The 20,228-nt window shown below is 71.9% G+C and carries 12 protein-coding genes; 3 read left to right on the forward strand and 9 right to left on the reverse strand.

Annotated features, from left to right (window positions below):
- The 5 genes from C3488_RS27720 to C3488_RS27740 form a co-directional block, all read right to left on the reverse strand.
- Positions 1 to 551 (reverse strand): NAD(+) diphosphatase (locus C3488_RS27720; RefSeq protein WP_308460696.1); only part of this gene is annotated, 551 nt, incomplete at its 3' end.
- A 152-nt stretch (positions 552 to 703) separates the two neighbouring features.
- On the reverse strand, positions 704 to 2,107 hold the full coding sequence (locus tag C3488_RS27725) for a dipeptidase (RefSeq protein WP_103843655.1): 1,404 nt from the start codon (positions 2,105 to 2,107) through the stop codon (positions 704 to 706).
- A gap of 10 nt (positions 2,108 to 2,117) precedes the next feature.
- Positions 2,118 to 5,666: an ATP-dependent DNA helicase gene (locus tag C3488_RS27730; RefSeq protein ID WP_103843675.1), complete on the reverse strand. Its 3,549-nt coding sequence runs from the start codon at positions 5,664 to 5,666 to the stop codon at positions 2,118 to 2,120.
- Between the two features lie 105 nt (positions 5,667 to 5,771).
- Entirely contained in the window at positions 5,772 to 9,098 is a 3,327-nt protein-coding gene (locus C3488_RS27735; protein ID WP_103843656.1) for an ATP-dependent DNA helicase, read from the reverse strand.
- Positions 9,099 to 9,413: 315 nt separating this feature from the next.
- On the reverse strand, positions 9,414 to 9,779 hold the full coding sequence (locus tag C3488_RS27740; protein ID WP_103843657.1) for an MGMT family protein: 366 nt from the start codon (positions 9,777 to 9,779) through the stop codon (positions 9,414 to 9,416).
- A gap of 186 nt (positions 9,780 to 9,965) precedes the next feature.
- On the opposite strand from C3488_RS27740, the gene C3488_RS27745 reads away from it, so the two are divergent.
- The 3 genes from C3488_RS27745 (at position 9,966) to C3488_RS27755 (ending at position 16,235) form a co-directional block, all read left to right on the forward strand.
- Positions 9,966 to 12,845 (forward strand): lysylphosphatidylglycerol synthase transmembrane domain-containing protein, encoded by a 2,880-nt coding sequence (locus tag C3488_RS27745; protein ID WP_103843658.1) that lies wholly within the window; start codon positions 9,966 to 9,968, stop codon positions 12,843 to 12,845.
- Positions 12,846 to 12,999: 154 nt separating this feature from the next.
- Complete coding sequence (locus tag C3488_RS27750; RefSeq protein ID WP_103843659.1) at positions 13,000 to 14,544, forward strand: alpha/beta hydrolase; 1,545 nt, start codon at positions 13,000 to 13,002, stop codon at positions 14,542 to 14,544.
- Between the two features lie 206 nt (positions 14,545 to 14,750).
- The gene (locus C3488_RS27755) at positions 14,751 to 16,235 is read left to right on the forward strand and encodes an alpha/beta hydrolase (RefSeq protein ID WP_103843660.1); all 1,485 of its coding nucleotides are present in this window, start codon (positions 14,751 to 14,753) and stop codon (positions 16,233 to 16,235) included.
- Between the two features lie 263 nt (positions 16,236 to 16,498).
- On the opposite strand, the gene C3488_RS27760 is transcribed toward C3488_RS27755, so the two are convergent.
- The 4 genes from C3488_RS27760 to C3488_RS27775 form a co-directional block, all read right to left on the reverse strand.
- A complete protein-coding gene (locus C3488_RS27760) occupies positions 16,499 to 16,699 on the reverse strand; it encodes a hypothetical protein (RefSeq protein ID WP_103843661.1) in 201 nt (66 codons plus the stop codon).
- Between the two features lie 549 nt (positions 16,700 to 17,248).
- The gene (gene moeZ / locus C3488_RS27765; protein ID WP_103843662.1) at positions 17,249 to 18,427 is read right to left on the reverse strand and encodes an adenylyltransferase/sulfurtransferase MoeZ; all 1,179 of its coding nucleotides are present in this window, start codon (positions 18,425 to 18,427) and stop codon (positions 17,249 to 17,251) included.
- Between the two features lie 63 nt (positions 18,428 to 18,490).
- Positions 18,491 to 19,240, reverse strand: a complete 750-nt coding sequence (locus C3488_RS27770) for a spherulation-specific family 4 protein (protein WP_103843663.1) — start codon at positions 19,238 to 19,240, stop codon at positions 18,491 to 18,493.
- Complete coding sequence (locus C3488_RS27775) at positions 19,228 to 20,187, reverse strand: NAD(P)-dependent oxidoreductase (RefSeq protein WP_103843664.1); 960 nt, start codon at positions 20,185 to 20,187, stop codon at positions 19,228 to 19,230. Before C3488_RS27775 ends, C3488_RS27770 begins: the two co-directional genes overlap by 13 nt.
- Positions 20,188 to 20,228: the final 41 nt, after the last annotated feature.

Genomic DNA, 20,228 nt, shown 5'->3' on the forward strand with positions numbered 1-20,228 from the left:
GCCATGATCACAGCCGGGTCGGTGCGCGGGTAGTGCTCGGCGCCGCAGGCGGGGCAGCGGCGAATGTGACCGGCGGCCGCGATGACCGTGCGCTCACCGCAGCGTGAGCAGAAGCGGTGCAGGCGCTGCCAGTTCTCCAGGGCGACCGCGTGCACCATCAGGCCCGCGTCGCGCGGCGACAGCAGCAGTCCGGCCTCGCGCAGGCCGGCCGGGCGCGCCGACTGGTCCATGCGGCCGGGAAGTGCGTCCTTCTGGAGGGCGAAGTAGCTGACGCCGTCCGCGTCCGTGCCGAGGAAGTAGCGGTGGGCCTCGGTGAGCGGTGCCTCGAAGGAGGGGGTCATGACGAGTTCCGTCCGGCCGTCGGGCGTCTCGTCGATGAGGACCTGGCCGCCGGAGACCACGAAGCAACGAGTCGAGGGGTGGCTCCATGCCGCGGCGAGCCATGCCTCGTCGAGCCGGTGGTGGGCGGCCCGGTCGATGCCGCTGGGCGCGGTGAGCGAGATGGGCCGGTCGGCGGTGTGGTCGGTCCAGGTGGTCACGAGTGCTTCCAACTCCCCCGGTGCAACGGTGGTTTCGGCGGGCGGTTCAGCGAGGCGTAGGTCGGGCGGGGACCGGGTCGGGCGGGCCTGAGGCGGGCGGGGCGGCCCTTCAAGTGTGCCGTGCCGGGCGGTGCGCCCGGGCGACGCTGTGCCCCGCGCCTTCGTCAGTCGACATCGCGCCGGTTCTTCCCCAGGTCGTCCCACAGGTATGCGGCGGTTTCGACGCCTTTGAGGAGCAGATCGAGTTCCACCTTCTCGTTCGGGGCGTGCCAGCCGTCGGAGGGGATGGAGATGCCGAGGAACAGGACGGGTGCGCCGAGAACCTCCTGGAGGTCGGCGGCGGGTCCGGATCCGCCTTCACGGGTGAAGCGGACGGGCTGCTGGAAGGCGCGGCCCATGGCGCGTACGACGGACTGAAGGGCGGGGTGGTCGAGGGGCGTCAGGCAGGGGCGGGTGGCCGAGCCGAACGTGATCTCGTGCCGGATCCCGACGGGCAGCGCGTCCGCCGCCCAGGCGCGCACCACCTTCTCGATGTGGTCGGGGTCCTGGCCCGCGACCAGCCGGAAGGAGAGCTTGACCATGGCGGAGGACGGAATGATCGTCTTGCTGCCGGGCCCCTGGTAGCCGCCGCCGATGCCGTTGACCTCGGCGGTGGGGCGGGCCCAGATCCGCTCCAGCGTGGTGTGTCCCGCCTCGCCGTACGTAGCGCTCGACCGGGCGGTCTGCAGCCACTGCTCCTCGTCGAAGGGCAGTTCGGCGAAGAGTTCCCGTTCGCGGTCGGTGAGGTCGAAGACGCCGTCGTAGAAGCCCGGTATCGCCACGCGCGCGTGTTCGTCGTGCAGGGCGGCGACCAGGCGGGCGGCCGCGGTGGCCGGGTTGGGCACGGCGCCGCCGAAGGACCCGGAGTGGATGTCCTGCTCGGGTCCGTACAGGGTGATCTCGCACTCGGCGAGGCCGCGCATGCCGGTGCAGACGGTGGGGGTGTCCGCGGACCACATGCCGGTGTCCGAGACGATCACCGCGTCGGCGGCGAGCCGGTCGGCGTGCTGTTCGACGAGGGTTCGGAAGTTCGGGGAGCCGGATTCCTCCTCGCCCTCGATCAGCAGCTTCAGGTGGACGGCCGGGGCGGTGCGCCCGGTGGCGGCGAGGTGGGCGCGGACACCGAGTGTGTGGAAGAACACCTGGCCCTTGTCGTCGGCGGCCCCGCGCGCGTACAGGCGGCCGTCGCGGAGCACCGGTTCGAAGGGGTCGCTGTCCCAGCCGTCCTCGCGGGCGGCGGGCTGGACGTCGTGGTGGCCGTAGACGAGGACGGTCGGTGCCTGCGGGTCGTTGGAGGGCCACTCGGCGAAGACTGCGGGAGCTCCGGCAGTCGGCCAGACCTCCGCGGTGGGGAAGCCGGTCTCCCGGAGCTTGGCGGCGAGCCAGTGGGCACTGCGCCGCACGTCCGCCGCGCGCTCGGGCTGGGCGGACACCGACGGGATGCGCAGCCACTCCGCGAGGTCGTCGAGGAAGGCGGCGCGGTGACTGTCGATGTACGTGCGGACGGCACTGTCCGGGGTCTCGCTCATGGTCACGAGCCTATCGGCCCGTGCCGACATCCTGGTCCGCCGGTTCCCCGCCGGAGGGACCGGCCAGCAGCAGCCGCTCGAGAGCGGCCCGGTCCGGGAGTCCGGCAGGGCGTACGACCTCGCCGCTGCGGACGTACAGGAACGCGGCCCTGACGGCGTCCAGAGGCACGCCCTGCTGCTCGGCCCAGGCGAGCCGGTACAGGGCGAGCTGGAGCGGGTCGGCGGTGCGGGCGCGGCTGGTCTTCCAGTCGACGATCTCGTAGTGCGTGCCGTCCTCGTCGTCCACGCGGTAGACGGCGTCGATGCGGCCCCGCACCACGCGGCCGGCGATGCTCAGCTGGAAAGGTGCCTCGACGCGGTACGGAGTGCGGTGCGCGTACGGGGCGCGTTCGAAGGCGTCCTTGAGGGCCTCCAGGTCGCGTTCGTCGGCGATCTCGGCGTCGCTGCCGGGCAGCTCCTCCGGCTCCAGCAGGGGCAGCCGCAGTTCCTCGAAGCGTGCCTCCACCCAGGCGTGGAATCGGGTGCCCCGGCGCGCCGCCGGTTGCGGGGGGCGGGGCATGGGGCGTGCGAGTTCCTGTGCGAGCCCGTCCGGGTCGGCGGCCAGGCGCAGCACCTGGGAGGCGGTCAGCGACGGTGGCAGCGGCACGTCGGTGACGGCCGCCCGGGCGCGCAGCAGCTCTCCGGTGAGGGCGTCCAGATCGCGGTCCCAGGACGCGACGGTGCGGGACTCCTCCGGGGTGAGCGCGGTGGCGTCCTCGGACGGGTGCCTCCGGGCGTGCGGGACGGTGGGGGTGCCGTCGCCCGCCGGTACGCGCGCGTGGCGGGCCGGGGAAGGGGACGTGGGACGGTGGGTCGTCCAGGAGTCCCAGTCGGATGCGTCCTCTTCGGGGTGGTCGCCCCAGGCGGTTTCCTCCTCGGCGGGCGGCGGCGCGCCGTGGGCGGCGTCCTGCCCGCCGAGGTCGTCGTAGAGGTCCTCGTCGTCCGGCGGTGGCGGCCATTCCGGGTCGTCGTACGCGGAGGGGTCGTGGTCGGCCGCCGGGTGGGCGCCTTCGTGTGAGGCGACCTGCTCCAGGTGGGCGAGTACGGTCGCGGCGGCGGCGCGGCGGCGGGCCAGGGCCGCCTCGTCCAGCGGGAGCGGCCAGGCCTGGTCGGTGGCGGCTTCGTGGAGAGCCGGGTTCTCCTCGTCCTCGGCAGGCGGATCGATCCACACCTCGATCTCGCCGTGTCCGGCCTCGCAGTGCTGGTAGAGGGCCTGGAGGAAGTCCGAGGGGCCTCGGGGGCGCTTCTGGGCGGGGCCCCACCAGTGGCCGGACCCGAGCAGCAGGGAGCGGGGACGGGTGAAGGTCACGTAGCCGAGGCGCAGCTCCTCGGTGTGCTGGTGCTCCTTCATGGCCTCGTGGAAGGCCTTCAGGCCGCGGGAGTCCCAGGTCTCGACATCGGGCAGGGTGTCGGCGTCGCCGCGCAGCGCGTGCGGCAGCACCTTGCCCTGGGCGGTCCACTTCTCGCGGCCCTGGGCGCTCGGGAAGGTGCCCTTGACCAGCCCGGGGACGGCGACGACGTCCCACTCCAGCCCCTTGGACTTGTGCGCGGTGAGCACCTTGACGGTGTTCTCGCCACCGGGGAGGGCGTTGTCCAGGCCCTTCTCGTACTGGGCGGCGGTGCGCAGGAAGCCGAGGAACGCCAGAAGACTGGCGTCCGGTTCGTTGGCGGCGAAGGACGCGGCGATGTCCAGGAAGTTCGAGAGGGTCTCGCGGCGGCGGGCGGCCAGCCCGTGCGGGGACGCGGACAGCTCGACCTCCAGGCCGGTGACGGCGAGCACGCGGTGCAGGACGTCCATCAGCGGGTCGGCGAGTGAGCGGCGCAGGTCGCGCAGTTCGGCGGCCAGCCGTGCGAACCGTACGCGCGCGTCGGGCGAGAACGGCAGCCCGTCGTCCTCCCGCTCGGCCTCCATGGGCAGTTCGAGGAAGGTGTCGAGGGCATCCGCGAGCGAGATCACCTCGGACGGGTCGACGCCCTCGACGGCGGCGGCGAGCCTGCGGTCGGGGTCCTCGTCGCCGTCCACCCGCGCGTGCGACACGAGAAGCCGGGCGCGCCGGCCCAGGAGCGCGAGGTCGCGGGGGCCGATGCGCCAGCGCGGCCCGGTGAGGAGGCGGACCAGGGAGGCGTTGGCGCCGGGGTCCTGCAGGACCTCGCAGACGGCGACGAGGTCGGCGACCTCGGGCAGGTGCAGCAGTCCGGACAGGCCCACGACCTCGACCGGGATGTCGCGTGCGACGAGGGCGCCCTGGATCTGAGCGAAGTCGGTCGCGGTGCGGCACAGGACGGCTATCTCGCCGGGAGCGGTGCCGGTGCGCACCAGATGGGCGAGGGAGTCGGCGATCCAGTCGATCTCCTCGGAGTGGGTGCGCAGCAGGGCACAGCGCACCAGGCCGTCACGTTCGGCGCCCGGGGCGGGGCGCAGGGCCTCCACACCCGCGTGCATCGCGCGCAGGGGCGCCGCGAGGCCGTTGGCGAGGTCGAGGAGGCGGCCGCCGCTGCGGCGGTTCTCACTGAGGGCCTGGCGGGTCGCGGGTCGGCCGTCGGCTTGGGGGAAGTGCTCGGGGAAGTCGTCGAGGTTGGCGACGGAGGCTCCGCGCCAGCCGTAGATCGCCTGGCAGGGGTCGCCCACGGCGGTCACGGGGTGGCCGCTGCCGCCGCCGAACAGTCCGGCGAGCAGGACGCGCTGGGCCACCGACGTGTCCTGGTACTCGTCGAGCAGGACCACGCGGAACTCGTCCCGCAGGATGCGGCCCACCTCGGGGAGGCCCGCGAGCCGGGAGGAGAGGGCGATCTGGTCGCCGAAGTCCAGCAGGTCCCGCTCGCGCTTGGCCGCCCGGTAGCGGATCACCAGCTCGGCGAGTTCCCGGCGGGCGGCGGCCGTCTCGGGAACCTTGCGCAGGTCGGCGTTGGTGAGCCGGACGCCCTCCAGGGTGCGCAGCAGCTCGGCGTCATGGGCGCGCAGGTCCTCCGGTGCCACAAGGTGCTCGGCCAGTTCGGCGTCGAGCGTGAGGAGGTCTCCGACGAGGTCCGGGAACGACCGGGTCAGCGCCGGATAGGGGCCGGGGGCCTCACGCAGCACGCGCGCGGCGAGCTGGTAGCGGGTGGCGTCGGCGAGCAGGCGCGACGTGGGTTCCAGTCCGATGCGCAGGCCGTGGTCGGTGAGGAGCCTGCCCGCGAAGGCGTGGTACGTGGAGATCACCGGCTCGCCCGGCGGGTTGTCCGGATCGATCAGGTCCGGGTCGGTGACGCCCGCCTTGATCAGCGCCTTGCGGACACGCTCGGCGAGCTCACCGGCCGCCTTGTTGGTGAAGGTCAGGCCGAGGACCTGCTCCGGTGCGACCTGACCGGTGCCGACGAGCCACACCACGCGGGCCGCCATCACCGTGGTCTTGCCCGACCCGGCTCCGGCCACGATCACCTGCGGGGCGGGCGGCGCGGTGATGCAGGCCGTCTGCTCCGGGGTGAACGGGATACCGAGGAGCTCTTTGAGCTGATCGGGGTCGGTGATACGAGCGGGCACGACGGAGAGGCTATCGGTGGCCACTGACAGCGGGTTCCGAGCTGCCTGCCGCGTCGGCCGATGTGCTGGCCGGCACGGGTGGTGCCACTGGTCACACCCGCGCTGTCAGTCCACGACCTGCCGGCCCTCCGGCCGCGCGCTGCACGACGCCCGGAACGAGCAGTGCGTGCAGTGCTGCCCGGTGGTCGGCGAGAAGCGCTCGTCGAGGACCTTGCCGGCCGCGGTGGCCAGCAGCTCCCCGGCCCACTCCCCCTCCAAGGGGTGTTGCGCCTGCACCTTGGGCAGCGTTTCACCGCCGTCCTTCCTGGCGGCCCCCTGTCGCAGGTGGACCAGTTCCGCGCCGCCCGGCTCGGGACGCCGGCCGCCGAACGCCTCGTCGACGGCGCCCTCACGCACGGCCAGCTGGTACACGGCGAGCTGCGGATGACGCTCCACCTCCGCGGCGCTGGGCGCCTGCTTGCCGGTCTTGAAGTCGACCACGTAGGCGCGGCCCTCGCCGTCGGATTCCACCCGGTCCATGGACCCGCGGATGCGCACCTGGTAGTCGCCCGCTTCGAGGGTGACGTCGAAGTCGTGCTCGCTCGCCACCGGGGTGCGCCCGGCGCGGGCGCCATTGGAGTCGACGTGCCACTTCAGGAAGCGTTCGAGCGCCGCGCGCGCGTTGTCCTTCTCCTGGGCGGACTTCCAGGGCGCGTCGAAGGCGAGTGCATTCCACACCGAGTCCAGGCGTTCCATGAGCACGTCCAGGTCGGCGGGGGTGCGACCGGAGGCGACCTCGTCGGCGAGGACGTGCACCACGTTCCCGAACCCCTGGGCGGCGGTGGCCGGCGTGTCGGCCTTCACCTCACGGCCCAGGAACCACTGCAGGGCGCAGGTGTTCGCGAGCTGGTCGAGGGCGCTTCCGGAGAGCACCACGGGCTGGTCGCGGTCGCGCAGCGGCACCTTGCTCTCGGTCGGGTCCCACATGCCCCACCAGCGGTACGGGTGGGCGGACGGCACCAGGGGCCGTCCGTCCTCGTCGGTGAGGGCGGCGAGCCGGGCCAGCCGGCGGGCGGCGGCCGCACGGAGGGCGTCGGAGGCGCGCGGGTCGACGGTCGTGGCGCGCAGTTCGGCGACCAGGGCGGCGACGGACAGGGGACGGCGTGGGCGGCCGGTGACGTCCCTGGGTTCGACGCCGAGTTCGGCGAGGAAGCGGGAAGGCCGGTCTCCGTCGTCGGCGGGGGCCTTGACGGCGGTGACGACCAGCCGTTCACGCGCGCGCGTGCAGGCGACGTAGAACAGGCGGCGCTCCTCGGCGAGCAGCGCGCCCGGGGTGAGGGGTTCGGCGAGCCCGTCACGGCCGATGCGGTCGGCCTCCAGGAGGGAGCCGCGGCGGCGCAGGTCGGGCCACAGGCCCTCCTGGACGCCGGCGACGACGACCAGGCGCCACTGGAGTCCCTTGGAGCGGTGCGCGGTCATCAGGCGGACGGCGTCAGGACGCACGGCGCGGCGGGTGAGCGTGTCGGCGGCTATGTCCTGGGCCTCGATCTCCTCCAGGAAGTTCAGGGCGCCCCGGCCGCCGGTGCGCTCCTCCGCGCGCGCGGCGGTCGCGAACAGGGCGCACACGGCATCCAGGTCACGGTCGGCGTTGCGCCCGGCAGCGCCGCCGCGCCGGGAGGCCTTCTCCAGGCGCCTGGGCCACGGCGTGCCGTCCCACAGCACCCACAGGGCGTCCTCTGCGGTGCCGCCGTCCGCGAGCCGCTCACGGGCCTCCCCGAGCAGCGCGCCGAGGCGCTGGGCTCCGCGCGCGTAGGCCGGGTCGTGCGTGACCAGTCGCTCGGGTTCGGCCAGCGCCCGGGCGAGCAGTTCGTCGGAGGGCGGTGGTACGGGGTTGCCGGCCGCCCGCTCCTCCTCGCGCAGGGCACGGCCGAGGCGGCGCAGGTCCGCGGCGTCCATGCCGGCGAGCGGAGAGGCGAGGAGGGTGAGCGCGGTCTCGGTGTCCAGCCAGGGTTCCGCTTCGGCCCCCTCCCGCTGGGCCTCCTGCGACCCTGTTGTCGACGCCTCCGCCCGCGCCACCGCCCGCAGCGCCGTCAGCAGCGGGGCCACTGCCGGTTCATGGCGCAGCGGCAGGTCGTCGCCGTCGATGTCCAGCGGGACGCCCGCGGCCGTCAGGGCACGGCGGACCGTCGGGATCGTGCGGGCTCCGGCGCGCACCAGGACGGCCATCTCGCCCCACGGAACGCTGTCCTCCAGGTGCGCCCGGCGCAGGATGTCGGCGATGTTGTCCAGTTCCGTGCCGGGGGTGGGGTACGTGTAGACCTCGACGCGGCCACCGTCGCGTACGGCGGCGAGTTCCCGGTGGGCGCGTACCTTCTCCGCCGGAAGCCGGGTCAGCGGCATGCGCTGGGTCAGCAGCCGGGTCGCGGCGAGGAGGGCTGCTCCGGAGCGGCGGGACGTCCTGAGGACCTCGACGGGCGCGGGTGCGCCGTCGCAGCGCGGGAAGGCGTGGGGGAAGTCCAGGATGCCGTTCACGTCGGCGCCCCGGAACGCGTAGATCGACTGGTCGGGGTCGCCGAAGGCCACCAGGGTCCGGCCGTCGCCCGCGAGCGCCTGCAGAAGCCGTACCTGAGCGGGATCGGTGTCCTGGTACTCGTCGACGTAGACCGTGTCGTACTGGCCGGCCAGGCGCTCGGCGACGCCGGGGCGGCGGGCCAGCAGGACCGCGCGGTGGACCAGCTCCGCGTAGTCGATCACTCCCTGGAGGTCGAGCACGTCCAGGTACTCGGCGAGGAAGGCGGACGCGGCCTGCCAGTCGGGGCGGCCGGTCCGCTCGGCGAAGCGGCGCAGGGCGTCCGGGCCGAGGCCGAGTTCCCGGCTGCGGGCCAGCACGGCGCGGACCTCGTCGGCGAAGCCTCGCGTGGTCAGGCAGGCCCGCAGCTCGTCGGGCCAGCGCACGTGGGCGAGGCCGAGGCGCTCCAGATCGGGCTGGCCGGCGAGCAGCTCGCGCACGGCCACGTCCTGCTCGGGGCCGGACAGCAGCCGCAGGGGCTCGGCGAAGAGGCCGCTGTCCTGGTGGGCGCGGACCAGCGCATAGCAGAACGAGTGGAACGTGGTGGCCTGCGGGGCGTGCGCCGCGCCGGTGCGCAGCGCCATCCGGTCGCGCAGGTCGACGGCGGCCTTGCGGCTGAACGTGAGCACCAGGATGCGTTCCGGGTCGCCGCCGCGGGCGATCCGTGCGGCGACGGACTCGACGAGCGTGGTCGTCTTTCCGGTGCCCGGACCTGCGAGAACGAGCAGCGGGCCGGACTCGTGCTCAACCACCGCGCGCTGGTTCGCGTCCAGTCGAGGGGGATCCACCCGGACGGGCGGGGTACGCACCAGTCGGTAAGCGCCACGGCTCCCCTCCCGCACCCGGGGGTGCGGCAGGCGCCTGGTGGAGGAAGAGGAGCTCACGTGGTTCGCCGGTCCTGGTGGTCGTACTCGTGCTGGTCGCTGGAGGCGCGGAACGCCGTCGTCGAGGGATGTCGGTCGGGCGGCGGACGGCACGGCTGCCGCGCGTCGCGGACGGTGGTCAGGGGGACACGCGCCCTCGACGCTACGCCCGCCCGGTCCTCGGAAGCAGGGTTTCCCCGACCTCCCACCTGCCCCTGTGGTCACCCGCGTCACTGCGGTCGCCCAATCCACGAACGTACGGCATGTCACGCCGGTGCCCTACTTCACCCGTACGAGCGACACACGCCTGTTCGGCCCGTCCGATGCCGGAAGCTGTCAGACGTGACCCTCCGCGCGTTCGACGCCGTCCCAGCGCGCCCGTCTCATGTCGACCCTCGGCAGATGCCCCTCCGAGGCGCGGCCGGCCTCCCGCAGTGGGGTGCCCTCCGCCCGGTAGTGGCCGAGCGCCTCCAGCTCGTGGCCCGGGAGCAGTACGCCGTCCGCGCGAATGACGCGCCACCAGGGGACCGCTCCGCCGTAGAGCGCCATCACACGGCCCACCTGGCGCGGGCCTCCGTCCTCCAGCCACTCGGCGACGTCCCCGTACGTCATCACGCGACCGGGTGGAATGCGTTCGGCCACGTCAAGGACCCGTTCCGCGTACTCGGGCAGGGCATCCGCCGCAAGGTTCTCCTCGCTCATCCGCCCCATCCTGCCCCACCCCACCGACAATGTGATGAGAGAGCGGCCGAGCGTGACCCTCGCCCCGGCGCAGCGCTTCGGGCAGACTGTGCGCCCCCGCATTTGCACCCTGATGCCCCCGTGTGTCGGGTGGGCATGCCACCATCGTGCGGGCGGTGACTGGTGATACGAGATCAAGAAGAGACGATGAAGCAGCAGGGTGTGCACCCCGACGGCGCGGAGGGCACCCCTGGGGGTTCGTCGCGCCCTGACACCGCCGCCGCGGGCCACCACGCCGGCGAAGAGGCGAACGAGGAAGCGAACAAGGACAGGCGCGCCGACGGCCTCACGCACGAGACGGCGCAGGACAGCCCCGGCAAGAAGGCACCCGACGGCGAGCACGGATCCGCCCGGGCGCCCGGCGACGACACACCGCCGACAGCGGCTGCCCATCGGGAACCGTCGCGGGGCGAGCAGAGCGCCGACGCCCACAACGACGAGGTGGAGGGCGACGAACCGCTGCTCCCCGCGCGCGTGCACCGCCCCTCGGACCTGATGCGGCTTCTGGTCGGCGTACTCGGGATCGTGGTGCTGCTCGCGGTCGCCGCGTTCGCGCACGGCACCACCTCGGGCCTCGAGCAGGACATCAACAGGGGGACGGGGCAGGCACCCGATCTGCTGATCAAGATCGCGGGTCTGGCATCGAGCATCGCCATCCTGCTGGTACCGGTCGCCTTCGCGATCGAACGGCTGATCAAGCGGGACGGGGTGCGCATCGCCGACGGCGTCCTCGCGGCCGTCCTGGCCCACGGAGTGACACTCGCCACGGACCTGTGGGTCGCCCGGGCCGCCCCGCCCTCGATCCAGGAAGCGCTCACCCAGCCCTCCCCCGGCGACATCCATGCCCTGACCGACCCGGTGCACGGCTATCTCGCACCCGTCATCGCCTATATGACGGCCGTGGGCATGTCGCGCAGGCCGCGTTGGCGTGCCGTGCTGTGGGTGGTGCTGCTGCTCGACGCCTTCTCGATGCTGGTCACCGGTTACACGACACCGTTCTCGATCATCCTGACGGTGCTGATCGGCTGGAGTGTGGCGGCCGGGACGCTGTACGCGGTGGGCTCGCCGAACGTACGGCCCACCGGGCGGACCCTGATGGCGGGGCTGCGCACCGTCGGCTTCCGCCCGGTGAGCGCGGCGCGCGAGGAGATGCAGGACACGGCGGACAACGGCGACCGCGGCCGCCGCTACTTCGTCACCCTGGAGGACGGCCCGCCCCTCGACGTCACCGTCGTCGACCGCGAGCAGCAGGCGCAGGGCTTCTTCTACCGCGTGTGGCGGCGGCTGACGCTGCGCGGGATCACCACGCGGCGCAGCCTGCAGTCGCTGCGGCAGGCCCTGGAGCAGGAGGCGCTCCTCGCCTACGCGGCCATCGCGGCCGGCGCCAACGCGCCCAAACTGATCGCGACCTCGGAGCTGGGCCCAGACGCCGTGATGCTCGTCTACGAGCACACCGGCGGCCGCACCCTTGACCAGCTGGCCGATCAGGAGATCACCGACGAACTGCTGCACGAGACCTGGCAGCAGGTGCGGGCGCTGCAGTCGCGGCGCATCGCGCACCGGCGGCTCGCCGGCGACGCCCTCGTGGTGGATCGTTCCGGCACCGTCATCCTGACGGATCTGCGCGGTGGTGAGATCGCGGCCGGTGACCTGGTGCTGCGCATGGACATCGCGCAACTGCTGACCACGCTCGGACTCCGGGTCGGTGCCGAGCGGGCGGTGGCATCCGCGGTCGACGTGCTCGGCCCGGACGCGGTCGCCGACTGTCTGCCCATGCTGCAGCCCATCGCGCTGACCCGCTCCACGCGCGCGACGCTCCGGAGGCTGGCCCGAGAACGGGCCCAGCGCGAGCGGGAAGCGGTCCTGGAGGCGTCCCGGCAGGCCAAGGCGGCCCGTGGGGAGGAGACCCACGACGGCTCCGGGGTGGTTCTCGACAAGCCGGACAAGAAGGCGGTGCGCGCCGAGCAGCGGGCCGAGAAGCGGGCGATCGACGAGGCGTTGGAGGAGGCCCGCGAGGAGGACCTGCTCACCCAGATCCGCCACCAGGTGCTGCGCATCCGGCCGCAGGCGCCGGTGGAGCCGGCCCGTCTGGAGCGGGTCCGGCCGCGGACGCTGATCAGCTTCATGGCGGGCGCCATCGGCGCGTACTTCCTGTTGACGCAGCTCACCCACATCCAGTTCGGCACGCTCTTCGCCAACGCCGAGTGGGGCTGGGTTGCGGCGGCCGTGGTCTTCTCCGCGCTGAGCTACGTGGCGGCGGCGATGGCGCTGCTCGGCTTCGTGCCCGAGCGGGTGCCGTTCCTGCGGACCGTGGCCGCGCAGGTCGCCGGATCGTTCGTGAAGATCGTGGCGCCCGCCGCGGTCGGGGGCGTCGCGCTGAACACGCGGTTCCTCCAGCGCGCGGGGGTGCGACCGGGGCTCGCGGTGGCGAGCGTGGGCGCCTCGCAGCTGTTCGGGCTGGGCTGTCACATCCTGATGCTGCTGTCCTTCGGCTACCTCACGGGCACCGAGAAGACGCCCTCCCTGTCCCCGTCCCGCACGGTCATCGCAGGTCTGCTCACGGTCTCAGTGCTCGTGCTGGTCGTCACGTCCGTGCCGTTCCTGCGGAAGTTCGTCGTCACGCGCGTGCGGTCGCTGTTCGCGGGCGTCGTCCCGCGCATGCTCGACGTACTGCAGCGGCCGCAGAAGCTGGTCACCGGCATCGGCGGCATGCTGCTGCTGACCGCGTCCTTCGTGATGTGCCTGGACGCCTCGATCCGGGCGTTCGGACACGAGGAGAGGACCACGCTGAGCCTGGCCAGCGTCGCGGTCGTCTTCCTCGCCGGCAACGCCCTCGGCTCGGCCGCCCCGACCCCCGGCGGTGTGGGCGCGGTCGAGGCGACGTTGACGGTCGGTCTGATCGCCGTCGGCCTCCCCAAGGAGGTCGCGGCTCCCGCGGTGCTGCTGTACCGGCTGCTGACGCTGTGGCTGCCGGTGCTGCCCGGGTGGCTGTTCTTCAACCATCTCACGCGCAAGGACGCCCTCTAGGACTGCCGCGTACGGCACCGCGGCGGGACTCGCGGGCCACCCGGTGCGCCCTGACCGGCCCTCGGGCACAGGCGACACGCGATGACGGCGGTGGGGGTCACCCGCACGGACCGCGTCCCGAGCGCCCCGGGCCGTGCGGTCGCACGATGGGGACATGCCGAACCGTCTCCCGAAGCGCGCCGCCGCCGTGAGCGCCGCCGCCGTGCTTGTGTCCTCCCTTCTGACGGGCTGCGCCAGCGGCTTCGTGGACGGGGAGCTGTCGAGTCAGAAGCTGGTCTGGAACAACTGCCCGGCGCCGTCCGTGTCAGAGGGCGGCGGCACCGCCCCCTCGCCGCTGCCGAACGGCGGACGGTGGCAGTGCGCGACCATGAAGGTGCCCCTGAGCTGGGACGACCCCACGAGCGGCACCATTGACATCGCGCTGATCAGGGTCAAGGCCAGCGGCCCCCCGAGCAAGCGGATCGGTTCCCTGATCTTCAACTTCGGCGGCCCGGGCGGCTCCGGTGTCAGCGCCCTGCCCGCCTTCGCACAGGACTACGAGACCCTGCGCACGCGCTACGACCTCGTGAGCTTCGACCCACGCGGGGTCGGCCGGAGCGCGGGCGTGAAGTGCGAGGACGACCAGCAGCTCGACGCTTTCTTCCAGCAGGACCAGACGCCCGACAACACGACCGAGCTGACGGCCCTCCTGAACAGCACCAAGCAGTTCAACAACGCCTGCCGGCAGTACTCCGGCAAGGTGCTGCCCCATGTGCGCACCACCGACGCGGCACGGGACATGGATCTGCTGCGCCAGGTGCTCGGCGACAAGAAGCTGCACTACTTCGGCATCTCGTACGGCACCGAACTCGGCGGTGTCTACGCACACTTGTTCCCCAAGAATGTCGGGCGGGCCGCGCTGGACGGGGTCGTGGACCCGACGCAGAACCCGGAACAGAGCGCGCTCGGACAGGCCAAGGGCTTCCAGCTCGCGCTGGACAACTACGCCCGGGACTGCACCTCCAAGAGCACCGGATGCCCGGTCGGCCGCACCCCGCAGGATGTCGAGAACCGGATCGTCGCCCTGCTGAAGAGACTCGACACCAAGCCGATCCCCGGAATCTTCCCCCGCCGGCTGACCCAGACCGCCGCGACCAACGGCATCGCGGAGGCGCTGTACTCGAAGGACTTCTGGGGCTACCTGACCGAAGGGCTGCAGCGGGCCTACGCGGGCGACGGGGAGGTGCTGATGGTGCTCTCGGACGCGATGAACGGGCGCGACGAGAACGGCCACTACAGCAACCTCATCCCCGCGAACATCGCCATCAACTGCGCTGACGAGAAGGCGCGGTACACGCCGGCGGACGTGAAGGCCAAGCTGCCGGAGTTCCGGGCCGCCTCCCCGGTGTTCGGCGACTTTCTGGCCTGGGGCATGCTCAGCTGCACGGGTTGGCCCGTGGCAGGAGCCGCCAGCCATCCGAACGTGAGCGCGCCCGGCGCCCCGCCGATCCTCGTGATCGGCAACACCGGCGACCCGGCCACCCCCTACGAGGGCGCCAAGAGGATGGCGGAGGCGCTGGGCAAGGGCGTCGGCGTGGAGCTGACGTACAAGGGCCAGGGGCACGGTGCCTACGACAGCGGGAACAAGTGCGTGCAGAGCGTCGTGAACGGCTACCTGCTGAACGGAAAGGTCCCCGCGGCCGGCACCGTCTGCACCTGACCGACGCACCTGCACCCCACCCGACCGCTCCCGCACCCGACCCACCCGGACCCCACCCGCCCACATGCGGAAATCCCGACCCGCATTACGGAAATCCCCAGGTCAGATGGTTGTCCACAGGCTGGCACGGGCTCGACTCGACCCGCCTACGATGGCCTCATCGCTTCCCGCGTCATCGAGCGGGGAGCGGATGAGGGGGTGTACAGATGTCACGTTTTCCACGGTGGACGGCCGCGATCGCCGCCGCGCTGCTGGTGGCCGGCTGTGGTGGCGGTTCGTCCGGCGGAGGCGGGACCTCGGGGCTGCCCTCCTCGCTCACCTCGCAGAAGCTCGACTGGGGCCGCTGCAAGGGCACGTCGGCGCCGAGCGGCGACTGGCAGTGCGCCACGCTGAAGGCACCGCTGGACTGGGCGAAGCCGGGCGGTGAGACGATCGGCCTGGCCCTGATCAGGTCCCGGGCCGACGGAGGCGACCGGATCGGCTCACTGCTCTTCAACTTCGGTGGCCCGGGCGGCTCCGGCGTCTCGATGATGCCGTCGTTCGCGAGCACGGTCTCCACCCTCCACGAGCGCTACGACCTGGTGAGCTGGGATCCTCGCGGCGTCGGGGCCAGCGAGGGGATCCGCTGCCGCAGCGACCGGGCGATCCAGGCCGCCGAGAGCATCGACGTGACACCGGACGACACCGCCGAGGAGAAGGCATACCTCAATGACGCCGCCGCCTTCGGCAAGGGCTGCGCGAAGGCAGCCGGAAAGCTGCTGGGGCACGTCTCGACGGCCGACACCGCCCGGGACATGGACCTGATGCGCCAGGTCCTCGGCGACCGGACGACGCACTACTTCGGCATCTCGTACGGCACCGAACTGGGTGGCGTGTACGCCCACCTGTTCCCGAAGAACGTGGGGCGCATGGTGCTGGACGCCGTCGTCGACCCCACCGCGGACAGCGTCGGCCACGCGAAGAACCAGGCCCTCGGGTTCCAGCGCGCGCTGGACGACTACCTGAGGTCGACGGGGCAGGACCCGAAGCAGGGCTCCAAGAAGATCACCGAGCTGCTGCGGCGAACAGACGCGAAGCCACTGCCGACGTCGTCGGGCCGGGAGCTCACACAGACACTGGCCGTCACCGGCATCGTGCTGCCGCTCTACAGCAAGCACGCCTGGCCCATGCTCACCAGCGCCTTGCAGGCGGCCGAGGCGGGCGACGGTTCCGGGCTGCTGGCGCTGGCCGACAGCTACAACGAGCGGGATTCGTCAGGTCACTACGGCACCACGACACACGCGCAACGGGTCATATCGTGCCTGGACGACAGACAGCGGCCGACACCCGAGTCGGTGAAGAAACTCCTGCCGGAGTTCGAGAGGATCTCACCCGTGTTCGGCGACTTCCTGGGCTGGGACACGGCCGGCTGGTGCCACGACTGGCCGGTGGCCGGACAGTTCGACCACCCGGTGGTCAGCGCGCCGGGAGCCGCGCCAGTGCTGCTGGTGGGCAACACCGGGGATCCCGCAACACCCTACGAGGGCGCCCGGAAGATGGCCGACGGGCTGGGCAAGGGTGTCGGAGTGGAGCTCACCTGGAAGGGCGAGGGCCACGGGGCGTACGGAAACGGGAGCACCTGCGTGGACTCCGCGGTGAACGCGTATCTGTTGAACGGGACCGTGCCGAAGGACGGAACGCTCTGTTCATGACGAGCGCGGGAGCTTCGGACACCCATGGCACCCGAAAACCCCGGGGGCGCAGGGAGGAGCCGAGCCCAGGGCCACAAGCACATGCGTTGCTCACGCACGAGCGCCCTCCCGAGCCGTCTTGGGGCCGTGGAAGGGCGTTCGACGGCGACCGACGTCGACAACTGCCGACAGCTGAGCAGCAGGTCGGAGCAGTGATCAAGTAGGCGACCGCAGGTCATGCCGCCGTTGATCAGTCGTGGCCGTACTGGGAGCCGTCCTTGGGTTCACCAGGAGTGCGATTGCGTTCGATCACGTCCGAGGAATCTCCGGATCAACAAGAACGCGCCTACGGCGATCAGGGCGAGCCCCGTCAGGATCAAGGTGGCCCCGAGTGCGGTCAGAAATGCCCCGATCAGGATGAGGAGCGCCCCGATGACGACCAGGAGCGTCCCGATGATGAAGAGAAACAGCGCGAGGACGGTCACATCTGTCCTCCTGTTCTCCCCCGCTCTGGTTTCTTCCTCACCCCCTGCAAACACTCTCCTCCACATCACCAAGTACACGCGAGGATCAAGCTGTGCATCCGCACTTCTCGTAGGCGGCGGTCCGTGAGTCCAAAAGCCACTGGCGGCTCTGGCCACGCCGTCCGACGACGCCACCGGCGGTGACGCCCACGACGGTGGCGGCGATACCTCCCGCAGTGGATATCAGGAGTCCCCATGGGACAGTCACGCCACCTCTCCCTCCAGTCCGGTCGGCTCAGAATCCCGCATCGGAACCGGCAAGATCAACGAGTTGGGAGGGTGGCACAGGTCGTATCGGCGCCGGGCTACCGCGCTGCCGGGGCCACGCCTGCGTCCGCAGCCGTTCCCAACGGTGACGTGGTCCCGGAAACGGCGGCCTGGTGTGCCCCTGGGCCGTCCCCATACCGTGCGAGGCCGCCCGACGCCGACCGACAACGACAGAAGCCCACGGCATCTGAGCTGGTCAGAGCCGTGGGCTTCTTCTGCCTCGCTGGTGGGCGAGACCGCTGATTAATACACCGGCTTCTGCGGCTCGATCTGGTTGACCCAGCCGATCACGCCGCCGCCCACGTGGACGGCGTCGGAGAAGCCCGCCGACTTCAGGACGGCGAGGACTTCCGCACTGCGGACACCCGTCTTGCAGTGCAGGACGATCTTCTTGTCCTGCGGGAGAGTCTCCAGGGCGGTGCCCATCAGGAACTCGTTCTTCGGGATCAGCTTCGCGCCCGGGATGGAGACGATCTCGTACTCGTTCGGCTCGCGGACGTCGATGATCTCGATGTTCTCGCCGTCGTCGATCCACTCCTTGAGCTGCTTGGGAGTGATCGTCGAGTCGGCGGCCGCCGCCTGGGCCTCCTCGGAGACGACGCCGCAGAAGGCCTCGTAGTCGATGAGCTCCGTGACGGTCGGGTTCTCACCGCAGACCGCGCAGTTCGGGTCCTTGCGGACCTTGACCTGGCGGTACTGCATCTCCAGGGCGTCGTAGATCATCAGGCGGCCGACCAGCGGCTCACCGATGCCCGCCAGGAGCTTGATGGCCTCATTGACCTGGATGGAGCCGATGGACGCGCACAGCACGCCCAGGACGCCGCCCTCGGCGCAGGAGGGGACCATTCCCGGCGGCGGGGGCTCCGGGTAGAGGCAGCGGTAGCAGGGGCCGTGCTCGGACCAGAAGACCGAGGCCTGGCCGTCGAAGCGGTAGATCGAGCCCCACACGTACGGCTTGTTCAGCAGCACGCACGCGTCGTTGACCAGGTAGCGGGTCGCGAAGTTGTCCGTGCCGTCGACGATGAGGTCGTACTGGCTGAAGATGTCCATCACGTTGTCGGCCTCGAGCCGCTCCTCGTGAAGGACCACGTTCACGTAGGGGTTGATGCCCTTGACCGTGTCACGCGCGGATTCGGCCTTGGAGCGGCCGATGTCGGACTGGCTGTGGATGATCTGCCGCTGCAGGTTCGACTCGTCGACCTCGTCGAACTCCACGATGCCGAGCGTTCCCACGCCCGCCGCGGCCAGGTACATCAGCGCCGGCGAGCCCAGACCGCCGGCGCCCACACAGAGCACCTTGGCGTTCTTCAGCCGCTTCTGCCCGTCCATCCCGACATCGGGGATGATCAGGTGGCGGGAGTACCTGCGGACCTCGTCTACGGTGAGCTCGGAAGCCGGCTCGACCAGGGGTGGCAGCGACACGGGGACTCCGTTGGTCGGTCAATCACTACGGTTGTTCTCCTGGTAACACTGCCACGCCCTTCTTCATTCCGAGACACCCGTTCCGAGACGCGAGACGATGTCGTCCCAGTAGCCGGGCATGGTCTCCCAGGGGACGGTGCGGCCGCCGCGGTCCGTGCGGTCGGTGAACCAGATCGTGGCGGCGCCCTGCCAGCGGGCGATGCGCAGCGCCTCCTCGAGGTGGCCGCGGGGCACGCCGTGCACGAAGTGGCAGAAGCGCTCGGGCGGGTACGCGGCGGTCCACTCGGCGACCTGCGACCACCGGTAGTCGCTCCAGGAGCCGGAGAAGGTGACCAGTTGGTCGGCGTGTTCGGCGTATCCGGGATACGGGTGGCTGCCGTGCCCCAGGACGATGTGCCCGTGGCCGAGGAGCGCTCGCAGCGCGGTGACCGTGCGGCATGTCTCGGAAAGGAGGGCGCGTTCGGTGGGGCAGCGGTCCAGGAGGAAGCCGTCGACCTGGTACCAGTCGAGATACCGGTCCGCCTCGGAGATCAGCTCGCCGAAGGGGCGGGCGCCCCGGACGAGGTCGAGGTGACCGAGAACACGGACGCCGGCGGTGTGCAGCCGCCCGGCGGCCTGCACGCAGTGCGGGTCGGGCCGCGTGCCGGGACCGTTGCTCACGTTGAGTGCGGCCCAGTGCACCGGGGTGCCCGGGCGGGCGAGTGCGCCCCACTCCTCGGGGGCGAGGAGGGGGTGCGCATAGCCAGGGGTGCCGAGGCCCAGGCCCAGGTCGGTGCTCGCGGCGCTCGCCGAGGTGTCGGTCAGATGCGGCATGCCGCCTCCATCCAGATGTCCGCGAGGGACTCCTCGAGGTTGATCCGGGGCCGCCAGCCGAGCCTGTCGCGGGCGGTGCGGACATCGGCCTGCTGCCAGCTGCCGCAGCCGTCCGGGTAGGGATGGGCGACCGGGACGGCGTGCTCGGGGTCGCCCCGGTGGTGGCCGAGCACCGGACGCACCGGGCTGGGAGGGCCGTCGAGTTCGTGCAGGGCGCCGCCGTAGCCGGCCACGCGGGCGAGGACGGCGGCGGCGTCACGCAGGCGCACCGCGCGGCCCGAGCCGATGTTGATCACGCCCTGGGCAGCGGAGAGGGAGGCGGCGTGGACAGCGCGGGCGACGTCGCGTACATCGACGAAGTCACGCTGGACGCCGAGGCCGCCGAGTTTGAGTTCGCCGTCGCCGGACTGCATCGCGCGGCGCAGGGCTTCGGCGAGGCGGCCGAGCGGGGATCCGGCGGGTGTGCCGGGACCGGCGGGCGAGAACACGCGGAGCACGACGGCGTCGAGCCCGGAGCCGAGGACGAGTTCGGTGGCGGCGAGCTTGCTGACGCCGTACGGGCCGCCGGGGCGCGGGATCGCGTCCTCGGCCGTGGAGGAGCCGGGCTGGCTGGGTCCGTACTCCGCGCTGCAGCCGATCTGCACCAGGCGGGCCCCGCAGCCGCTGCGGCGCAGGGCCTCGCAGACGGTCGCGACGGCGACGGTGTTGTGCCGGGTGAGTTCGCGGGCGCCGCCGCGGATGGCACCGGCGCAGTTGATGACGACTCCGGGGTGCACGGCGTCCAGGAAGCGGGTGAGCGCGCCGGGGCTGCCGGCGGCGAGGTCGAACCGTACGTCGGCGTCGTCGCCGCGTCCCAGCGCGGTGAGTTGCACGGCCGGGTCGGCGAGCAGGCGGTCGGCGACGAAGCGGCCGATGTATCCGTTGGCTCCGATCAGCAGGACCCTCATCGGGCGGCTCCCGGGGCGGACTCTCCGGTTCGGGAGGTGAT

It is taken from the genome of Streptomyces sp. Ru72 (assembly GCF_002920635.1).
GTDB lineage: Bacteria > Actinomycetota > Actinomycetes > Streptomycetales > Streptomycetaceae > Streptomyces.